This is a genomic window from Tepidamorphus sp. 3E244, assembly GCF_046159835.1.
Lineage (GTDB): Bacteria > Pseudomonadota > Alphaproteobacteria > Rhizobiales > Tepidamorphaceae > JACKJK01.
The window spans coordinates 473,552-490,570 of sequence record NZ_JBJXCY010000001.1; the positions used below are offsets into that span (position 1 = coordinate 473,552).

The window sequence follows — 17,019 nt, forward strand, 5'->3', positions numbered from 1 at the left end:
CGGCGATTGCGTCACGTCAATGCGAATGGACGCTGGCCATGTTCCATCGCATCGAGGGAGAGAAACGATGAATGATGCAACCGACATCACCAGGCTGCCGGAAGGCTACCGACCGCCGCCCAAGGTGCGCAGCTTCACGTTTTCGGACGTGATCGCAGCCGCCGGCAAGGGCATGGCCGACTTCCGCAAGGCACCTGCGATGAGCCTCATGTTCGGCGCGATCTATGCGCTTGGCGGCATTGCGGTGTTGCTGACGGCGACCCTGCTGGAGATGCCGTGGATCAGCTATCCGCTCGCCACCGGCTTCGTGCTGCTCGGCCCCTTTGCCGCTGTCGGCCTCTACGAGATTTCGCGAAGGCTGGAGGCGGGCGAGCCGCTGGTCGTGAAGGACGTCCTGCTCGTCATTTACGACCAGCGCAGCCGCGAGATCGGCTTCATGTCCTTCGTGGTGCTCTTCTTCTTCATCATGTGGATGTACCAGATCCGCCTGTTGCTGGCGCTGTTCCTCGGCTTTGAACCCATCGACACCTTCGCCGGCTTCCTGCACACGGTGTTCACGACGGGGCCGGGGCTGATGTTCCTGGTCGTCGGGCATGTGGTCGGCGCGGTTCTGTCGCTGATCCTGTTTTCCATCTCCGTGATCTCCTTCCCGATCCTGCTCGACCGGGAGGTCGATTTCATCACGGCAATGGTCACCTCGGTGCAGACGGTGGTGAAGAACCCGGTCGCCATGCTCGGCTGGGCCTTCATCGTCGTGTGCCTGTTGCTGGTTGCGACCCTGCCGATGTTCATCGGGATGGTGGTCGTGCTGCCGATCCTCGGCCACGCCACGTGGCACCTCTACCGGCTGGCGGTGGAGCCCGCCGAAGAGGTCGAAATAACTGCCTGACACGATCAGGATTTCGGATGCGCAATGCGCGCTCCATGAGTTTTCCTGATGCAACCTATTCGATAACGCTGTTTCTCGATGTGAAACGACCCGTCTATGGTTGTCGCGCCCGGACCTGGCCGGGATGCGGAGACACAACGACATGAGCACCTCTCAGCCTTCGGCGCGCCCGGCCTGGCGCAGCGCGCAGATGATCATCCTGGCGGGTGTTCTCATCTCCATCCTGACCAACGGCCCGCGAACCTCGATGGGCCTGTTCCTGCCGCCGATGACCGACGAGTTCGGCTGGTCGCGGGAGACCTTCGCCCTGGCGCTCGCGCTGCAGAACCTCGTCTGGGGCATCTCGCAGCCCATCGTTGGCGGCATCGCCGATAAGTACGGCACCACCCGCGTGATCCTCGGCGGTGCGGTCACCTATGTCGCCGCGCTCCTGCTCATGTCGCAGGCCGACGCACCGTTCCTGCTACATCTCTCCGCCGGCATCATGATGGGCGCCGCCATCGGCGCCTGTTCCTTCGGCATCGTCATCACGGCATTCTCGCGCCTGCTGCCGCCGGAAAAGCGGCAGGTCGGCTTCGGCATCGCCACCGCTGGCGGCTCGCTTGGCCAGTTCCTGTTTGCGCCCATCAGCCAGGGCTTCATCTCCGCCTACGGCTGGCAACTCGCGCTGGTGCTGACCGCCGCCATGCTGATGACGGTCCTCGCGCTGGCGCCTGTTCTGGCGGGCAAGAACGAAAAGGCGACGCTGGACATGCCGGATCAGTCCCTGCGCGAAGCCGTGCGCGAGGCCCTGCGCGAACGCTCCTACGTGCTGCTGCTGGTCGGGTTCTTCGTGTGCGGCTTCCAGGTCGCCTTCATCAACGCGCACCTGCCGGCCTACATCGTCGACCTCGGCCTCGCCGCGAAGTGGGGCGCGTGGTCGATCGCGCTCATCGGCCTGTTCAACATCATCGGGTCATACGGCGCCGGCGTGCTGTCCGGCTCGCACTCGCGCCCCAAGATGCTGGCGGGTATCTACCTGCTGCGCGCGTTGGCCTTCCTCGTCTTCCTGATGGTGCCCGTCTCGGTACCGAGCGTGCTGATCTTCTCGTCGGTCATGGGCGTGCTGTGGCTGTCCACCGTGCCGCCGACCTCGGGCATCGTGGTGTCGATGTTCGGTCCGCGCTGGATGGGCCTGCTCTGGGGGCTGGTCTTCCTCAACCACCAGTTCGGCTCGTTCCTCGGCGTCTGGCTCGGCGGCCGCCTGTATGACCAGACGGGGTCCTATGACGTAGTCTGGTGGCTCTCGGTCGTGCTCGGGCTGGCAGCGGCGCTGATCCACTGGCCGATCAGCGACGCGCCTGTCGCCCGCCTCAAGGAAGCCGCCTGAGCGTTCAGCCTTTCAGGTTCGCGGCGAGGAATTCGCTGGTGCGCTCCCACGCGAGGCTCGCGTCCTCCGCGTCGTAGCGTGCGCCTGTCGGGTTTGCAAAGGCGTGGTCGGCGTCATACCAGTGCACGGTCAGTATGTCGGCCTTGCCGGCCTTTTCCATCTCCGCCTCGAAGCCTTCGACCATCTCTTCGTTGATGTTGCCGTCCTGCGTGCCGAAATGCCCGAGCACCGGGCCTTCGAGGTTCTCCAGTTCGTCGGCAGGCTTCGTCACCCGCCCATAATAGATCACCGTGGCATCGACCGGCGTCGCGACGGACGCATTGAGCGACCAGCCGCCGCCAAAGCACCAGCCCATGGTCGCGACCTTGCCGGTGCTGTCCTTGTGCTTCTTGAGATGCTCGATGGCTGTCACCAGTTGCTGGCGCGCGGTGCCCGCATCAACGCCCTGTGTCAGCGTGCGCGCTTCTTCCGGCGTCGAGGCAACCTGCCCGCCGTAGAGATCGATCGCGTAGGCGATGTAGCCCATCTTCGCCAGTTCGACCGCGACCGACTTGATCTGGTCGTTGAGGCCCCACCACTCGTGGATCAGCACCACCGCAGGCGCCGGCAGCGTCTCGGGCATGGCAATGACGCCGCTCGCGGTCGCACCGTCCGCGCCGCCGACGACGAGCGCTTCGGTGCGTTCGGCCTGCGCGTGCGCAAGGTCGGGATAAGCCAGCACCGTCGCCAGCGGCAGGCTGGCGAGCCCGGCCAGGAACGCCCTGCGGTCGGTTTGAGAAACGTCAATCGGCGGCATGTCCTTGTGCGCGCCACATCCATCAATCGTGCACATCGCAGTCAATCTCCCTCGTTGATCGTGTCCCGTACCCGGCCCCGCACAGGTCAGATAGGGCAGCGAACCGCCACGGCACCTCGACGGATGCAGCATTGTGCATGACCCGCGCCGCGCGGTAGGGATGTCGGCAATGACATCGAAAGCCGGGAGGCAAGAACCATGGGCGAATTTCCCGCGATCCTCATTTCGAAAGAAGGTGAGAAGGGTCAGAAGGCCGAACTGACGACCCTGTCCGACAGCGACCTTATGGACGGCGACGTGACCGTTCGCGTCACGCACTCCACCCTCAACTACAAGGACGGCCTCGCGCTGACGGGCAAGGCGCCCATCGTGCGCACCTGGCCGCTGATCCCCGGCATCGACTTCGCCGGCGAGGTGGAAGCCTCCGACAATCCCGAGTTCAAGCCCGGCGACCGCGTCATCCTCAACGGCTGGGGCGTCGGCGAAACCCATCACGGCGGCTTCGCTGGCAAGGCGCGGGTGAAGGGCGACTGGCTGATCCCTTGTCCCGACAGCCTGACCAATGCGCAGGCCATGGCCATCGGAACCGCGGGCTATACCGCTGCGCTCTGCGTGCTGGCGATCTCGGACAATGGCGCGGCACCGGCCAAGGGTCCGGCCATCGTCACGGGCGCTGCCGGCGGCGTCGGCTCCACGGCCGTCAGCCTGCTGGCGAAGCTCGGCTTTGAGGTGCTGGCCTCCACCGGCCGCGCCAGCGAGGCGGACTACCTGAAGTCGCTGGGTGCGAGCGACATCGTCGACCGCAACGAACTCTCCGAGCCGGGCCGCCCGCTCGGCAAGGAGCGCTGGGCCGGCGGTGTCGATTCCGTCGGCAGCCACACACTGGCGAACGTGCTCGCCCAGACCAAGTATGGCGGCTGCGTCGCGGCCTGTGGCCTGGCGCAGGGCATGGACCTGCCGGCGACTGTCGCGCCCTTCATCCTGCGCGGCGTCTCGCTGCTCGGCATCGACTCGGTCATGGCCCCGCGTGAAAAGCGCGCCCGTGCCTACGAGCTTCTGACCAGCCAGCTCGACAAGGATGCCCTCGACAAGATGTCGACCACCATTGGCCTTGGCGACCTGATGCAGGCAGGCGAGGACATCATCGCCGGCAAGACGCGCGGTCGCGTGGTCGTCGAGATTTCCTGAAACACCTGAACGAGACAGTCCGCCGCGAGCCTATTGCGGCGGGAAGATCATGCAGGTTGTGGTGGCGTGGGCGATCAGCTTGCCGTTGGCGTCGGTGAGCTTGCCCTCCGACGTCGCCGTGGTGCGTCCGCGGTGCAGGACCTTGCCTTCCGCGTGAACGAGGCCGGTTTCGGCGGTCATGCCGCGCACCATGTTCGTCTTGATTTCCAGCGTCGTGTAGCCTTCGCCCGCCACCAGCATGGTGTGGATGGCGCAGCCGAGCGCGGTATCGAGGATCGCCAGCGCGAACCCGCCATGCACCTGCGAGCTTGGATTGTAGAACCGCACGCCCGGTTCGCCGCGCACCACGCAGCGACCCTTCTCCAGCTGCGTGAAGGCAAAGCCCATCGTCTCGAAGATGGGCGGTGAGGGCAGGTCGCCCTCCATGATGCGGGTGAGAAACGTCAGCCCGTCACTGGCCAGAAGGTCTTCGCGCGCAACGACGCCGAAGGAACGGTTGGCGCTCACGTGTTGCTCTCCTCGTCGGGCGCGTCGTGCAGTTCGAGGACGAACGGCTCGCCCTCGAAGGCAGACTGGCCGCGACCAATCGAACGGATGGCCTCGCTCATCGCGCCGCCGCGTTCAAGGATCTGGTCTGCGAGGTCGACGAGCAGCGCGTTCGGTGTCGCGCTTGGTGCAGCCTTGCGCAGCGTCTTGGCGATCTCGTCCGGGTCGCGGTGCGGATTGAGCGCGCAGGCCGCGATGAAGCCGCCTGCCGTCGACCGGCTGATGCCCGCCCAGCAATGCACGACCATCGGCGCGGACCGGTCCCAGCCCTGCGCGAAGTCGATCAGCCGTTCCACGTGTTCCGCCCCGGGCAAAGTCATGCCGTCCAGCGGCGAAACGATGTCGTTTAAGCCTAGAAACAGGTGCCGGTCCTCGGCGATATGCGCGGGCCGCTCGACCGGCGTGCCGGCATTGATGAGCGTCACGATGTGCGACGCGCCGCTGTTGCTGACTGTTTCATGCAGGCGCGAGAGCGAGCAGACATGGATGGCGGGTGGTGTCTTGTTCATTGGGCACCTGCCTTTGCCATCTCGACCGGTTCGGCATCCGCGCCCAACTCGCTGGCGCGCGAAAGGAACTGCGATTGCGCCTGCTGGGCCGCATCGGGAGACAGCCGGAACAGGTCTTCAAGATGCGCGCCGCCGATGGGGCCGGGACGCCCGAAGTAGCGTTCCGCGTCAGCGCGCTCGAAACCGGCCAGCTGCGTTGCCTCAAGAAAGGCCGCGACCTGGTCTGCCCGCTTGATGAGTTTCTTCCAGTCGGCGGGCAAGGTGCCCGGCAGCGACAGGCGAATGTGAATGGCCTGCTGGAGCCTGCTTTCCACTGCCTTGTAATTGTCGCCGATGACCGCCTTGAACGGGCTGATCATGTCGCCGATGACGTATTCCGGCGCATCGTGAAACAAAGCAGCGAGGCGTAGCTGCATGCCCGCCTGCGGCTCCAGCCGCCCGACGATGTCCTCCACCAGCAACGAGTGCTGCGCCACCGAATAGGCATGGTCGCCGACCGTCTGCCCGTTCCAGCGCGCCACGCGGGCAAGGCCGTGGGCGATGTCGGCGACTTCGACGTCGAGCGGCGAAGGGTCGAGCAGGTCGAGCCGGCGGCCGGACAGCATCCGCTGCCAAGCGCGCTGGGAATTTGCGGCTGCCTTGCGCCCGCTCATGCCGTCTCTCCGCTCTTGGCCAGCGCCTGCGCCATCCACTCCGGCACGCTCGGGGTCAGGGTCGCGCCCTCGCATGTCAGCGCGTCGCCGACGCTTTCCGCCTTGTTGATGCGGTCGAGGCGCAACAGCGCAAGGCCCTGCGCAGCAGAAGCAGAGCCCATGGTGCCGACGCTCTTCTCATCGGCCTTCACATCGCTGCCCATCGCGGGCGCGGTGCCATCGATCGCGACGGAGACGAAGCGTTTGCGCGCGGTGCCGCGGTGCTGCATCCGGGAGACGACTTCCTGTCCGACGAAACAGCCCTTCGAGAACGAGACACCGGCGTAGTGGTCGAAATTCGCCTCGTGCGGAAACACGTCGCCTGTCACGAAATCCGCGCCCAGTTCCGCGATGCCTTCGTGGATGCGGTGGGCGTGATAGGGCGCGATATCGTCGCTCAGGGTTTCGGCCTGCGTCAGCTCAACGATGCCGCGATGGCCCAGCGTGAACAGGCGCGGATCGGGTGCCAGCCCCTCGGCCACGCCGCCCGGCAGCGCAACGGCACACAGCTCGTCGGCGCGCTCGATCGTCGCCTTGGCGCGCAGCTTGTAGAAGGTCAGCCGCTTGGCGAAATCGTCGGCAAGCTCGGCGCACGTGTCGAGCAGGATGCTGTCTTCGCCTTCCGCGTGGACGATGGCCTCGAACAGGATCTTGCCCTGCGGTGTCAGCAGCGCCCCGTGGGCAGGCGCAGCCGGCTCCAGCGCGTCGATCTCGCAGGTCAGCAGCCCTTGCAGGAGGTGGCGCGCGTCAGGCCCTGCAACGCGCAGGATGGCCCGGTCGCCGAGGCGTATGGTCTGGCTGTCTGTCATGCGTGTGGCGTGTGTCCCCTGTGCTGTCGTCTCATGAAGGTCTGGTTCGCGACGGCTTCATGGCATAGGTATGCGCCAAGGCTGCGCGCGGCAAGCGCCGGGCGCAGCAACCCGGCAATGCGAAAGGCGACTATGGCAGAGACGTTCGATCTGATCCTCAAGGGCGGCACGGTGGTCAACCAGGACGGCACCGCCCGCCGCGACATCGGCGTGCGCGACGGCCGCATCATCGATCTCGGCTCGTTCCAGGCCGACCAGGCCGGCAAGGTGATCGACTGCAAGGGTCTGCACATCCTGCCCGGTGTCATCGACACGCAGGTGCACTTCCGTGAGCCGGGCCTCGACCACAAGGAAGACCTCGAAACCGGCTCGCGCGCCGCCGTCATGGGTGGCGTGACCGGTGTCTTCGAAATGCCGAACACCAATCCGCAGACGGTCACCGCCGAGGCGCTGTCGGACAAGCTGTCGCGCGCCCGCAACCGGATGCACTGCGACCACGCCTTCTTCATCGGCGGCACGCACCAGAATGCCATCGACCTGCCGGACCTCGAACGCCTGCCGGGCTGCTGCGGCGTGAAGGTCTTCATAGGCTCCTCCACCGGCAATCTGCTGGTCGAGGACGATCCCGGCATCGAGATGATCCTGTCGAAGATTTCCCGCCGCGCTGCCTTCCACGCCGAGGACGAGCCGCGCCTGCGTGACCGCAAGGCCCACCGCGTGGCCGGTGACCCGTCGAGCCACCCGGTCTGGCGTGACCCGCTGGCAGCCCTGATGGCGACGGAGCGGTTGGTGGCGCTGGCGCGCAAGCTCGGCAAGCGCATCCACGTGCTGCACATCTCGACCGGACCGGAAATGGACGTGCTGCGCGCCAACAAGGACGTGGCGACCGTCGAGGTCACCCCGCACCACCTGACGCTGGTCGCGCCGGGCTGCTACCAGCGCTTGGGCACCCGCGCGCAGATGAACCCGCCCGTGCGCGATGCCGCCCACCAGGAGCGCATCTGGCAGGGTCTGTTCGACGGCACGGTGGACGTGCTCGGCTCCGACCATGCGCCCCACACGCTTGAGGAGAAGGGCGGCACCTACCCGGAAACGCCGTCGGGCATGACCGGCGTGCAGACGCTGGTGCCGACGATGCTGAACCACGTCAACAACGGCAAGCTGTCGCTGCAGCGCTTCGTCGACCTGACAAGCCACGGCCCCTCGCGCATATTCAACATCGCGCGAAAGGGACGCATCGCCGCCGGCTACGATGCCGACTTCACGGTCGTCGACATGAAGCGTTCGGAGAAGATCACCAATTCGTGGATCGCGTCGAAATCCAAGTGGACGCCCTATCACGGCGAGACGGTCACCGGCTGGCCGGTGGGGACGATCATTCGCGGCAACCAGGTGATGTGGGACGGCGAGCTGGTCAACGCCTCGCTCGGCAAGCCCATCGAGTTCCTCGAGACCCTGTAACAACGCCCGGTAGCAAAATTGCCAGTAGTCAGCCACAAGTGTTTTGAGCGACCCAATGTAACTGATCGCTTGTGGCGCTATATGGATATACCCAAATTTCTAGATCTCGTTATTTCAAAAAATCTATGGTTATCAAACGCAGAGGTTCTTGCAGCAGATGATCCGTATGAGGGGTTGCCAGATGCATACTATTTCCCTCACAGAATCTGGAATAGCATTGATGATTTGCCGAAGAAAATACGAGATCAAATCGAGTTTCTTTATGCTAGTGAGTTTCCTTCGAAGGCCGAGATTTTTAAAAATTGGTACCGCCTCGAAGAGCAAATGTGTCTATTTAAGAGGTTTAGTAGGCGTCAGTTTTATGTAAATTCTTGGCATGCAGCTCAGCACGAATCCATTGCGATGTGGAAAATTTATGCCTCGCCCGGTGATGGAGTAGCGGTAATCACTACAGGAGGAAGGTTGACTCATTCGTTGGACGACGCATCCGATGATCTGCACGTTGGTGCGGTTAAATACTGGACGCCTGGAACATTCCAAGTTGGGTCCGAAAATATATTTTCAAATCTAACGGTAAAACGGAGCAGTTATTCATTCGAGCAGGAAGTCAGAATAGTTTATTGGGACAATGAAAATTTTCATGATCCACTACAAGGCAGTGTGTGGAACGAGGAAACATTAAGGTACGAGAATATCAACGAAAATGTAAATCTGCCACGCGCAGGAAGATTAATTCCATGCGATATAAATATTATGATCGAGAAAGTCGTTATTTCACCAAACTCTCCATCGTGGTACCTGCCAATGATAGAGAAATTGATCGGGGAACTAGGCCTTAAATTTCCCGTAATGCAATCGAGTCTTCTGCAAGAGCCTCCAATTATTAAATAAACTAGTCGCCCGACAGCAGGAAGTACCACGTGCCGTCCGGCCCGATGCCGAGCCGGTAGAACGTGTACTGCCCGGCGTGGCTCGCCATGTCGTCGCGGTCGGCGGCGGTGATGACCTTGAACAGGTCGACTTCCTGTTCCGGCGTCAGCGCGTCGAAGGGCAGGGCCGCGAAGTAGGGCCACACATAGGCCTCCCGGTCCGTGCCCGGTTCGACGTGCGCATAGCCGCTTTCGAGAATCTCCACGATGATCGCGAGGATCTCGCGCCCGTTCTCGTCGCCAGCAAGGCTGCGCAGGAAGCCGACGATGTCGGTCTCGGTGTTCTGGCCCATCGCCGGCGGGAGTTCGCTCTGGTCGATGGGAACCTGCATGCGCGAGATATCGCCGCTGCGGGCTGCTTCGAGAATTTCCGCGCGCATCCGCTGAACCGCTTCGGGAAGCTTCGAGATATCCTTGGAGACCTCCGGCAGGTTGCCCATGTCGGCGAGGGTCGAGCCGTCTTCTTGTTGCTGTTCGTCCACCGGCTGCTCCGGTGGCTGGATCGGCACGGTGCGCACAGTGTTGGTGTCCGTCGCTGCAACGCTGGGCGCAGCCGCGAGCGAGATGCCAGCCGCGATCAGTGCAGCAGCCACCGCAACGCTATGCCGCTCAGTTGCCATAACGGGTCGCGATCTGGTTGGAGATGCGGGTGCCTTCGCGCACGAACCGGTCAGCCAGCAGCTTGGACGCGTCCGTGCACTCCGAGTGCGTGCGCTCGTAGCCGCGGTAGCCGCGATTGAAGCCGTCCGTGAAACGCGCGCGGCGCCCCACGCTCGGGTTTTCCGCTTCCAGCAGCGCCTGCATCAGGTCGCGCCACTTTTTGCCGTCTTCCGCGCCGCACAGGTTGCGCAGGTAGTGAATCGCGCCGAGCAGTTCCGAAAGCCGCGCCATCTGGTCGTCATAGGGCGCCGTCTGTTCCTTCAGGCCCGGCCGGATCGAGGCTTCCGACTGGGCGGAGGCCGGCGCGGCGCCGGCCATGAGCGCGGCGGCAAGTGCGAAGGCAGCCAGTGCCTTGGTGCGGGTCGTTGTCTGGAACATGCCGTTGTCGTCGAACCTGTGGGAATGCAATTCAGCTGTTGCGGCGCTCTCTAGCATAACCGCCACAAGATGGCAGGGTCGTGGTGGCGATCACCTGTCATGCGTCAAAACGATGTTGTGGTCTTGGATTCAACAAGAAGTTGCGTGTTCAATGGCTGCATGGTCGGATGGCGTCGCGTGATTTCGTCCGGCTACCAGCAAACTTAATAGCGCCGCAGAATACGGCGATAATGGGCAGCAGGCGTGAATGCGCTGCCCGGCAATCGACACTTGCAGCCTTACGACGCAAGCGAGGAGGGACGCATGACTGGCGACATCGGGAAGCACGACGTGCCTCTCAACAAGGACCTGTTTTTGCGAAAGCTGCTGCGCGAGCTCAGCGGGACATTGCAGGACGTCGTCGGCATGGAAAACGCCTCCGGCTATATTGCGGTGGTCGGCAGCGCGATGGGGAAGTGGATCGACGAGCAGTACCGCGAGGCGATGCACGTCAGCGAACTCGACGCCAAGCAGGTCGCGCAAGTCTTCGTCGACCTGAAGGGCCGCATCGGCGGCGACTTCTACATCATCGAACTCGATTCCGAGAAGATCGTCGTCGGCAATCGAGCCTGCCCCTTCGGCGAGATGGCCAATGGCCGCGAATCGCTTTGCCAGATGACCTCCAACGTCTTCGGCCGGATCGCCGCCGACAATCTCGGATACGCCCGCGTCAGTCTCGACCACACGATCGCAACCGGTCACAAGCAATGCCGGATCGTGGTCTATTTAAAGCCTGAGCAAAATGTTGAGGTAGATGAGCGCGAATTCTACCGCGTTCCGAAGTAACTTCGCAGTGGTTGATGCGATGTCCATGGAACTTTGCGACGAAATTCTGGAAACCCATCCAGCCGAATCGATCTCGATGTCGGTCGACGGCGAAATAATGTTCGCCAATGCCCGCGCGCGGAAGCTCATCATCCGTGGCGAGGAGAAGTTTCCTGACCTGTGGTCTGAATCGCGCGAGCGGGTTCTTGAGATCATCGGTCATTGTGCTGGCGGCAGCACGTGGCAGCCCTTCGCGCTGACCCGAAAGGGTGGCGGCCATGACGGCGTGAAGATGCGCTGGCGTGGGCGGGGCTATCGCCGCGACGGCAAGCCGCCGATGGTCGCCATCGTCGGTGACGAGAGCCACACCCATGCGTTCGAGGAACACCGCAAGCTTGTGCGAGAGTTGAATGAGCAGCTCGCCCACCACATGCGCATGGAGGCCAAGCTCGACGAGGCCCTGACAGGCCAGCAGAAGCTGCATCGCGAACTGGTCCACCGGGTCAAGAACAACCTGTCGATTCTCTCGGCGCTGATCCGGCTTCGCGCCAATTCCGCCGTCAGCGAAGAAACGCGCGATGCGCTGAAGCAGCTTGAATCGCGCACCATGGCCATGGCGCTGGTCCACCAGATGCTCGACCGCAACCAGCAGATCGACCGCGTCGATGCAGCCCAGGTGGTCGAGCAGCTCTGCGGGATCATTGAATCCTCGATCCTGCCGCCCAACGTGAAGATCATTCGCGACCTCACGCCCCATCCCCTCCACATCGACGACGCGACGCCCCTGTGCCTGCTGGTCAACGAGCTTGTCACCAACTCGATCAAGCACGCCTTTTCAGGCAGCGACAGCGGCGAGGTGCATGTCCGCCTGAAGAAGAACGGCGTCGACAAGCTGGAAGTCCACGTCGCCGACAATGGCGCCGGGTTCTCCGAAGCCGGTGATGGCAAGGGGTCGGGCACGCGGATCGTCCGCGCCCTTACCGAGCAGCTGCGCGGCGACCTGCATGTGGAATCGGAGAACGGGACGGTCTGGCAACTGATCTTCCCGCCCGTCGAACCCGGACGGATCACGCAGACACCGCCGCCCGCAAACGATTTGGCAGCCAACTGACCCGGGGCTACCCGGCGCCAACCATCTTGCGGGCATGCGCGATCACTTCCAGCGCGCGTGGAGTCAGCGGATAGCGGTCGAGGTCGAACGGCTTTTCCCAGGCAACTTCTGCGGCATCGCTCATGGCATGGGCCTCGCCGGACACGTAGCGCGCGGCGAAATTCGAGATCTTGTAGAGCTCCCCACTTTCCGTCTTGAAGTCGATTTCCATCCCCGCGCCGACGATGGTCGCCACGACGCCGGTTTCCTCGGAAAGCTCGCGCAGGGCGGCTTCCTCTGCCCGCTCGCCCGCCTCGATGCGCCCGCCCGGCAGGCTCCACAGGAACGGCGGCTTGGCGCGCTTCACCAGAAGCACGAGATTGGCGTGGAAGACGCAGATGGATGCAGCGGCGATGATGCCGGGTTTCGATGGAAAGCTGATGATATCGCCCATGATCCGCTTATACGCGCTTCATCGCGTGGGCGATGCCGTTATTTTCGTCAAAACATTGCGTCGACGAGGGCCTGCGCGCCTTCGGTGTCGTCGGAGATGGCGATATCGGCAATCGTCAGATGGCCGTGGATGATGCCGTTGAGCTGGCCAAGGATGCCGCGGGCTGCATCGAGAGTCGTTTCGGTGAGACTGACGGCGGCCTCTTCCGAGCCGTTTTCATACAGTCGCGCGATTTCGCCGATGGCCGGCGCGATGATGAGATCGAGTTCGCGCGTGGAGGCGAGAAACGCATCGCGGTAGCGTGCGGGAGAGGCCTCGTAGGCGGCAATCACCCCGTCCGCGATTGCCAACCCGGAGCCGCGGAAGTGATCGACATAGGATTTCGGCTGCCAGTCGGACGCGTCCTCGATGCACTCGGGCATGTCGGAGACGAGCTCGAGCAGCATGACGATCTCGTTGTAGTGATTGAGGTAATCGGTCGCCAACCCGGTTTCGGGATGGACCCCTTCTACTCCCTCGAACGGCTCGGCAGGCATACACGACCCCAGAAATTTGTCTTCGCGCTCCGGTTGTCCTCCCATTAGAGGCCTGATGGCTTAAATTCTATTAAACCGAAAACAGAATTCGCTCGTTTTACGTTTCGTCAGGAGCCGCGCATGTGTGGTCGATATCTGCTGCGAACCTCGCCGGAGGAAGTGCGCGACACGTTCGGATATGCCGCGCAGCCGAACTTTCCGCCGCGCTACAACATCGCGCCGACCCAGCCCATCCCGATCGTGCGCGAAGATGCCGGTGACAGGGCCAGCCCGGAATTCGCGCTGGTGCGCTGGGGGCTGCTGCCGCCGTGGGTGAAGGATATCAAGGACTTCCCGACCCTCATCAACGCGCGCTCGGAAGAAGCGGCGAACAAGCCGGCGTTCCGCACCGCCATGCGCCGCCGCCGCTGCCTGATCCCCGCCGACGGGTTCTACGAATGGCAGAAGGCGGAGAACGGCAAGAAGCAGCCCTACCTGATCCAGCGGCCCGACGCGCAGGTCTTCGCATTCGCCGGGCTTTGGGAAACCTGGATGGACGCGCAGGGCAACGAACTGGAAAGCGCGGCGATCCTGACGACTGCCGCCAACGAGACGCTGACACCGCTGCATCATCGCATGCCCGTGGTCATCGAGAAGGAAGACCGCGCCCGCTGGCTGCACTGTGACGAAACCTCGGGCGACGACATCTCCGACCTGCTGAAGGCGGCACCGGAGGACTACTTCCGCGCCTTCCCGGTTTCCACGCGGGTGAACTCCGTCGCCAATGACGACGAGAGCCTCGTCGTGCCGTTGGCCGACGAGCAGACGCCTGCAGCGACGGACAAGGAAAAGCCGTCTGCAAAGAAGAAACCAAAGGCCGGCGACGGCCAGATGTCGCTGTTCTGATGCTTTAGCGCGCGTTGGCCGGGTTCTTTGAAGGGTCCAGCCATTTCGCCATGGCGGTGCGCGGCTCCACGTCGTAGCCGAGCGCGGAATAGAACGCCTCGACCTGCGTGTTCTCGGTGCGGATCAGCAGGTTCAGCTTCCAGATGCCGCGCGCCATGAGCCAGCCTTCCGCTGCATCCATCACCTGCCGCCCGAAGCCGCGCCCGCGAAAGTCCGGGTGGACGCTGACATAGTAGACCGTCCCGCGATGCCCGTCGTGACCGACCATGACACTGGCGGCAATCCGCCCGTCCGCCTCGCCGACGAGCAAGGTGGATTCCTGGCCCCTCATGGCAAGGTCGATGTCCTGCCCCGGATCGTTCCACGGCCGCGTCAGCCCGCAGGCCTTCCATAGCTCCGCAACACTATCGGTTTCATCCGTCCGCATCTCGCGGATCGCAAGTTCGGTCTCGTTCATCGTCGTTTTGCTCACAGAACCTTGCCCGGGTTGAGGATGCCGTCGGGGTCCAGCACCGACTTGATCTTGCGCATCAGGTCCATTTCCACCGCGCTCTTGGTGCGCGCCAACATCTCGCGCTTCATGCGCCCGATGCCGTGTTCGGCGGAGATCGTCCCGCCCATGTCGAGGACGATTGCGTGGACCTTCTCGGAAACAGCATCCCACTGCGCGAGGAACGCCGCCTTGTCGCCGCCCACCGGCTGCGACACGTTGAAATGAACGTTGCCGTCGCCGAGATGGCCGAAGGGCACCGGGCGGCAACCCGGCACCAGCTCGGTCACCGCGTCGCTGGCTTCGCGCACGAATTGCGGGACCTTGGCGACCGGCACGGCGACGTCGTGCTTGATCGATCCGCCTTCCTGCCGCTGCACCTCCGATAGCAGCATCCGCAGCTGCCAGAAATCCTTCGCCTCGCTCTCGGACTTCGCGGGAATCGCATCAAGCACGTGGCCGGCCTCGTAGGCTTCCGCCAGCACCTGTTCCAGCACATCGTCGAGTGCGTCCTCGGTGCCGGAGGAAAACTCCATCAGCACGTACCAGGGGTGGTCCTCGCCGAAGGGATCGCGGGTGGAAGGTGCGTGGGTGAGGATGAAATCCAGCCCGATGCGCGGCATGAACTCGAATGCCGTCAGCGCCGGGCCAACGGTCGAGCGCGCGATGTCGAGCAGCCACATGGCGTCGGCCAGCGTGTGCAGCGCGACCATGGCGGTCGAGCGCGTGCGCGGCTTGGGGAACAGCTTCACGACAGCCGCCGTGACGATGCCGAGCGTGCCTTCGCTGCCGATGAACAGGTCCTTCAGGTCGTAGCCGGTGTTGTCCTTACGCAGCGAGCGCAGGCCCTCCCAGATGCGCCCGTCGGCCAGCACCACTTCAAGCCCCAGCACCAGTTCGCGCGTGTTGCCATAGGCGAGCACCGCCGTGCCTCCGGCATTGGAGGCGATGTTGCCGCCGATGGTGCAGGAACCTTCCGAGGCGAGCGACAGCGGAAACAGCCGGTCCGCATCGTCGGCGGCGTTCTGCACCGTCTCCAGCACGCAGCCGGCTTCCACGGTCATGGTGTTGCTGGAGGTGTCGATGGCGCGAATGCGGTTCAGCCGCCTCAGCGAGATCACCAGCTCGTGCCCCGCTTCGGAGGGGATCTGCCCGCCGACGAGACCGGTATTGCCGCCCTGCGGCACGATGGCGATGCCGGCTTCCGCAGCCATCCGCACCACCTGCGAAACCTCCTGCGTGTCGCCCGGCAGCACCACGCCCAGCGACTTGCCGTGATACTTGTCGCGCGGCTCGGTCATGTGCGCGGCCATGTCGGCCTGATCGGTCAGGACGTTCGCCGCCCCGACGATGGAAGCGATACGGGAAAGCAATGCACTTGCGCCCGAAGGCGCGCTGTGTGCTGACTGGTTCATGAGGTTCTGCCGCGTTCGCTTGGAATGGCGCGCGTCACGCGCGCGCCGTGGCTGACTTCAAGACCCACTATCGCGCGGGGCCGCCGCGCGGCGCAAGCGGTCGTTGATCGCTTCGCCAAGCCCTGTCTGCGGGATCGGTGCAACGGCAATGGCGCGCGCGCCTGCCGCGTCGAGGTCGCGCAGCACGGTGAAGAGATTTGCGGCGGCTTCGATCAGGTCACCGGAGGTTGAGAGATTGGCGACGTGTGCCGCGTTCTCGAGGCCTGACGGTTCGGTGCCACCAAACAGGATGGCAGCCTCGCCAGCCAGGATACTGCGCGCGTCGAGCCGGACCGGAACCGACGGCGCGTAGTGCGACGCCATCATCCCCGGCGCGGCGATCTCGCCGTCGTGCGCGTCATCGTCCGACAGCAGTTCGCCCAGAACCTCGCGAACCTGTTCGCGGGTGATGGCGCCCGACCGCAGGATGCGCGCGCGCTCGCCCGAACAGTCGACGATGGTGGATTCGATGCCGATGCCTGTCGGTCCACCGTCGAGCACGATCGCGACCGCCTCCCCGAGGTCGCCCGCCACGTGCTGCGCGGTGGTCGCGCTCACGTAGCCAGAGCGGTTGGCGGACGGTGCGACCACCGGCCCGCCGAAGGCCGCCAGCAGCGCGTGCGCGTCCGCGCCCTTGGGCACGCGAAGCGCAACCGTCTCGAGCCCGGCGCAGGCGAGGTCGCTGATGTTGGATGCCTGATTGCGCGATACGACCAGCGTCAGCGGCCCCGGCCAGAAGGCGTCGGCGAGCCTCATCGCGGCGTCGCCGAATGCGCCGTGCGCTTGCGCTGAAGCGGTATCGGCGAAGTGCGAAATCAGCGGGTTGAAGCTTGGTCGGCCCTTGGCGGCATAGACCTTTGCCACGGCGCGGGGGTCGCCTGCATCCGCTCCCAGCCCGTAGACTGTCTCGGTCGGGAAGGCGACGAGGTCGCCCGCGCGCAGCGCATCGGCGGCAAGCGCGATGGCCTCACGGTCGTTCGCTGGCAGGATGCGCGGTGCGGTCATTGTCGGCGAATGTCTCGCATTCGGGGATCGGGTGTTCCAACCTGTTCCGGCGGGCGATAGAGTCCGTTTCGAACC

General features: G+C 64.0%; 20 protein-coding genes. 8 read left to right on the forward strand and 12 right to left on the reverse strand.

What is annotated here, in order from left to right; genetic code table 11:
* Positions 1 to 67 precede the first annotated feature (67 nt).
* Positions 68 to 889 (forward strand): DUF2189 domain-containing protein, encoded by an 822-nt coding sequence (locus tag ACKTEK_RS02225; RefSeq protein ID WP_409163605.1) that lies wholly within the window; start codon positions 68 to 70, stop codon positions 887 to 889.
* Positions 890 to 1,031: 142 nt separating this feature from the next.
* Positions 1,032 to 2,258 (forward strand): MFS transporter, encoded by a 1,227-nt coding sequence (locus ACKTEK_RS02230; protein WP_409163606.1) that lies wholly within the window; start codon positions 1,032 to 1,034, stop codon positions 2,256 to 2,258.
* Positions 2,259 to 2,262: 4 nt separating this feature from the next.
* On the opposite strand, the gene ACKTEK_RS02235 is transcribed toward ACKTEK_RS02230, so the two are convergent.
* Complete coding sequence (locus tag ACKTEK_RS02235) at positions 2,263 to 3,090, reverse strand: dienelactone hydrolase family protein (RefSeq protein WP_409163607.1); 828 nt, start codon at positions 3,088 to 3,090, stop codon at positions 2,263 to 2,265.
* Positions 3,091 to 3,252: 162 nt separating this feature from the next.
* Between ACKTEK_RS02235 and ACKTEK_RS02240 the strand changes: the two genes are divergently transcribed.
* The gene (locus ACKTEK_RS02240) at positions 3,253 to 4,242 is read left to right on the forward strand and encodes an MDR family oxidoreductase (protein WP_409163608.1); all 990 of its coding nucleotides are present in this window, start codon (positions 3,253 to 3,255) and stop codon (positions 4,240 to 4,242) included.
* Between the two features lie 30 nt (positions 4,243 to 4,272).
* Here the strand turns inward: ACKTEK_RS02240 and ACKTEK_RS02245 are convergent, their stop codons facing one another.
* From ACKTEK_RS02245 to ACKTEK_RS02260, 4 genes are read right to left on the reverse strand one after another with little or no spacing between them, the layout of a single operon-like run.
* Entirely contained in the window at positions 4,273 to 4,749 is a 477-nt protein-coding gene (locus ACKTEK_RS02245; RefSeq protein ID WP_409163609.1) for a PaaI family thioesterase, read from the reverse strand.
* Positions 4,746 to 5,297, reverse strand: coding sequence for a tyrosine phosphatase family protein (locus tag ACKTEK_RS02250; RefSeq protein WP_409163610.1), 552 nt, complete (start codon positions 5,295 to 5,297; stop codon positions 4,746 to 4,748). Before ACKTEK_RS02250 ends, ACKTEK_RS02245 begins: the two co-directional genes overlap by 4 nt.
* On the reverse strand, positions 5,294 to 5,950 hold the full coding sequence (locus ACKTEK_RS02255; protein WP_409163611.1) for a YfbR-like 5'-deoxynucleotidase: 657 nt from the start codon (positions 5,948 to 5,950) through the stop codon (positions 5,294 to 5,296). Before ACKTEK_RS02255 ends, ACKTEK_RS02250 begins: the two co-directional genes overlap by 4 nt.
* Positions 5,947 to 6,798: a YgfZ/GcvT domain-containing protein gene (locus ACKTEK_RS02260; protein ID WP_409163612.1), complete on the reverse strand. Its 852-nt coding sequence runs from the start codon at positions 6,796 to 6,798 to the stop codon at positions 5,947 to 5,949. Before ACKTEK_RS02260 ends, ACKTEK_RS02255 begins: the two co-directional genes overlap by 4 nt.
* 132 nt (positions 6,799 to 6,930) lie before the next feature.
* On the opposite strand from ACKTEK_RS02260, the gene ACKTEK_RS02265 reads away from it, so the two are divergent.
* Together ACKTEK_RS02265 and ACKTEK_RS02270 are read left to right on the forward strand one after the other, a co-directional pair.
* Positions 6,931 to 8,259, forward strand: a complete 1,329-nt coding sequence (locus ACKTEK_RS02265; RefSeq protein ID WP_409163613.1) for a dihydroorotase — start codon at positions 6,931 to 6,933, stop codon at positions 8,257 to 8,259.
* A gap of 81 nt (positions 8,260 to 8,340) precedes the next feature.
* Positions 8,341 to 9,150 carry a hypothetical protein gene (locus ACKTEK_RS02270; RefSeq protein WP_409163614.1) on the forward strand — a complete coding sequence of 270 codons (810 nt, stop codon included), beginning with the start codon at positions 8,341 to 8,343 and terminating at the stop codon, positions 9,148 to 9,150.
* Between the two features lies 1 nt (position 9,151).
* Here the strand turns inward: ACKTEK_RS02270 and ACKTEK_RS02275 are convergent, their stop codons facing one another.
* Together ACKTEK_RS02275 and ACKTEK_RS02280 are read right to left on the reverse strand one after the other, a co-directional pair.
* Positions 9,152 to 9,781 carry a hypothetical protein gene (locus ACKTEK_RS02275; RefSeq protein ID WP_409163615.1) on the reverse strand — a complete coding sequence of 210 codons (630 nt, stop codon included), beginning with the start codon at positions 9,779 to 9,781 and terminating at the stop codon, positions 9,152 to 9,154.
* 16 nt (positions 9,782 to 9,797) lie between these two features.
* Positions 9,798 to 10,226: a TIGR02301 family protein gene (locus ACKTEK_RS02280; protein ID WP_409163616.1), complete on the reverse strand. Its 429-nt coding sequence runs from the start codon at positions 10,224 to 10,226 to the stop codon at positions 9,798 to 9,800.
* A gap of 303 nt (positions 10,227 to 10,529) precedes the next feature.
* On the opposite strand from ACKTEK_RS02280, the gene ACKTEK_RS02285 reads away from it, so the two are divergent.
* Together ACKTEK_RS02285 and ACKTEK_RS02290 are read left to right on the forward strand one after the other, a co-directional pair.
* Positions 10,530 to 11,051, forward strand: coding sequence for a methanogen output domain 1-containing protein (locus ACKTEK_RS02285; protein ID WP_409163617.1), 522 nt, complete (start codon positions 10,530 to 10,532; stop codon positions 11,049 to 11,051).
* Between the two features lie 19 nt (positions 11,052 to 11,070).
* The gene (locus ACKTEK_RS02290) at positions 11,071 to 12,141 is read left to right on the forward strand and encodes a sensor histidine kinase (protein WP_409163618.1); all 1,071 of its coding nucleotides are present in this window, start codon (positions 11,071 to 11,073) and stop codon (positions 12,139 to 12,141) included.
* A 7-nt stretch (positions 12,142 to 12,148) separates the two neighbouring features.
* Here the strand turns inward: ACKTEK_RS02290 and ACKTEK_RS02295 are convergent, their stop codons facing one another.
* A complete protein-coding gene (locus ACKTEK_RS02295; protein ID WP_409163619.1) occupies positions 12,149 to 12,574 on the reverse strand; it encodes an NUDIX domain-containing protein in 426 nt (141 codons plus the stop codon).
* 47 nt (positions 12,575 to 12,621) lie between these two features.
* Positions 12,622 to 13,110 carry a hypothetical protein gene (locus ACKTEK_RS02300; RefSeq protein WP_409163620.1) on the reverse strand — a complete coding sequence of 163 codons (489 nt, stop codon included), beginning with the start codon at positions 13,108 to 13,110 and terminating at the stop codon, positions 12,622 to 12,624.
* Between the two features lie 120 nt (positions 13,111 to 13,230).
* Here ACKTEK_RS02300 and ACKTEK_RS02305 point away from each other — a divergent pair, with 120 nt between their 5' ends.
* The gene (locus ACKTEK_RS02305) at positions 13,231 to 13,995 is read left to right on the forward strand and encodes an SOS response-associated peptidase (protein ID WP_409163621.1); all 765 of its coding nucleotides are present in this window, start codon (positions 13,231 to 13,233) and stop codon (positions 13,993 to 13,995) included.
* A gap of 4 nt (positions 13,996 to 13,999) precedes the next feature.
* Here ACKTEK_RS02305 and ACKTEK_RS02310 read toward each other — a convergent pair whose 3' ends face one another.
* The 3 genes from ACKTEK_RS02310 to ACKTEK_RS02320 are packed head-to-tail and all read right to left on the reverse strand — an operon-like array spanning position 14,000 to position 16,944.
* Complete coding sequence (locus ACKTEK_RS02310) at positions 14,000 to 14,452, reverse strand: GNAT family acetyltransferase (RefSeq protein ID WP_409163622.1); 453 nt, start codon at positions 14,450 to 14,452, stop codon at positions 14,000 to 14,002.
* An 11-nt stretch (positions 14,453 to 14,463) separates the two neighbouring features.
* Positions 14,464 to 15,900 carry an FAD-binding oxidoreductase gene (locus ACKTEK_RS02315; protein WP_409163623.1) on the reverse strand — a complete coding sequence of 479 codons (1,437 nt, stop codon included), beginning with the start codon at positions 15,898 to 15,900 and terminating at the stop codon, positions 14,464 to 14,466.
* A gap of 57 nt (positions 15,901 to 15,957) precedes the next feature.
* Positions 15,958 to 16,944 carry an L-threonylcarbamoyladenylate synthase gene (locus tag ACKTEK_RS02320; RefSeq protein ID WP_409163624.1) on the reverse strand — a complete coding sequence of 329 codons (987 nt, stop codon included), beginning with the start codon at positions 16,942 to 16,944 and terminating at the stop codon, positions 15,958 to 15,960.
* Between the last annotated feature and the right edge of the window lie 75 nt (positions 16,945 to 17,019).